Here is a 2008-nt window from a genome sequence, read left to right on the forward strand (position 1 = left end):
TCGGGTCGGCGCACGGACGTGGCCAAGATGGTCGACGCCCAGGTCCTGAAAGCCGGTACCCGGATCGTGCTCACCTACCGCGCCACCGAGCACTGGGCCACCATCGACGCGAACGGCGGCATCATCCTCACCGCGACCGGAGGCACCCCCTATGGCAGGGTCGACGAGGCCGGAGCCGTCGCCCGCGGCACCAAGACTTGCCAGGGCATGAACGAATGGCACATCGAAGACGAGAACGGAGTACGCGTCAGCCTGCGCACCATCCGCGACCGTGCAGCCGCGGCTGGCACCCTGTAGCCGGTCAGGCGGGTCTGTCGGAGGCCGCCCCTACTCTGGCGATAGGAGAGCACCGCAAGGGGAGGCGGAATGGCGTACGACGCAGAGGCCATGCAGGAGCTGTGGCCGCAGCTTTCTGCAGGCCGTGACGACGTCGCACCGACCTGGAGGTGGACGTCCGGATAGCCGTCGGCCTTCCCAGGTCCCCGCCCGGGCGACGGCGGCCCGACCCGATCGTCCTGTTACCAGGCAGGTGTCAGTATGGTCAGCTATTTTCATGCCTTATGTACTCGTACTCCTTTTGGGGCGCGCTCGCGGAAGCTCCCGGCCTGTCGCCGGCGCAGCAGCGTGCCATCGCCGAAGCTCTCACCCAGCAGCATCCGGACACCGCCGCGCGATTCTTTGCCCGGCCTGATCTCGATCACGAGACCCGTGACCACATGGTGAGGGACACCCGTAACCCGCGTGTACTGGCGGCCCTTCTGTCGACGCCGGTGGTGACCGGCAGTCACCTGATGACTGCGGCCAAGGTGCTCGGTGCCGAGGCGGTACTGCTGGAGGCCATACGGTCTCGTTGCGACCCGAAAGAAGTGCTGCTTCCGCTCATCAACCAGCTCGATCACCGTGTCGCACGCCGTGTGGGCATGGCAGAGTGGGGTATCACCTCGCCAATCCGCTGCGCGCTGATCCGTGCGGCCGCATGTCCTCCCGCCGCGCTCAGCAGCCGCTCCAAGGACCTCACCGAAGCGGAACGCGAGGAGCTGCACGCCGCGGTCAAAGCGTGGCATGACGACGTGTGGGCACTGCTCGAAGCAGCACCCGCCCGTCCTCTGTGGCCGGAGCTCGTACGCGATGCCAACTCCGGCCGGCTGATCACGAACCTTCTTCTCAACCGCGCCGACGACCTCGACGACCCGGTGCTGCTGGCCTGCCTGGAATCGGCGTTCCCCAAAGACGCAGGCAAGGACGCAGACCCGGACGACCTCTACTCCGGCGTCTTCGGCGCAACGGTGAACCTCGGCAGACTGGTCAGCATCACTGAACGGCATCCGCGCGCATTCCTGCTCCATGGCCCCACCCTTCGGGAGGTCATCGCCGCTGCCACCGGCGAACTGACACGCGAGATCCGCAAAGAAGGCATCTACGAAAGCAGCTGGGACGTATTCGACGCACTCGCCAGCGTGTGCACTTCGCCTGCTCTACTCGCGGACGCCGCCCAGTGCCTCAGCCAGGCCACCCCGCCGACCTGGCAACAGCGACAGCCCCCGGCGCCGAAGTGGACTGCCGCACGCTCGCAAGCTGCCGATGCCCTGGCCCGCAACCCGTTCTGCCCGGCCGAAGCGCTCGCCCTGCTCGCTCCGTTCCTCAGCGACGCCACCGCCGCCCACTTTGTCGAACACCCCGACGAGCAGGTCCGTGACGCTGCGACCCGCATCGTCGACCAGGCTGTGGAGCGCATCCACCAAACCGGGCCGGCAGCACCGAAACAGCGCAACCTGCTGGCCGGGCCTACTGTGCCGGCGGACGAAAGCCTCGCCCAGCAGGATGATCCGGTGGCGGCACTGTCGGCCTTCCTGCCCCTCAAAGGCCCCGCAGAGCGCCGCCGCGAGACCGCTAGAGCCATCCTGGACTCCCGCTACGCCGACGTATCCCATCTCAGGCAGCTGCCCGCAGCCCTGGTCCTGGCCCATACCGCGCACGCGCCGGTGGTGGCGGCACTGCTGCTTCAGGA

General features: G+C 67.7%; 2 protein-coding genes. Both read left to right on the top strand.

The features are described 5' to 3' along the window. Positions 1-297: hypothetical protein (locus tag CCN51_RS48480; protein WP_211303323.1), on the top strand; the 297-nt coding region annotated here is incomplete at its 5' end. A gap of 263 nt (positions 298-560) precedes the next feature. Further along, on the top strand, positions 561-2008 hold a 1448-nt coding region (locus tag CCN51_RS48485; RefSeq protein ID WP_143676158.1), incomplete at its 3' end, for a hypothetical protein.

The organism is Streptomyces milbemycinicus, assembly GCF_002154605.1.
GTDB lineage: Bacteria > Actinomycetota > Actinomycetes > Streptomycetales > Streptomycetaceae > Streptomyces > Streptomyces milbemycinicus.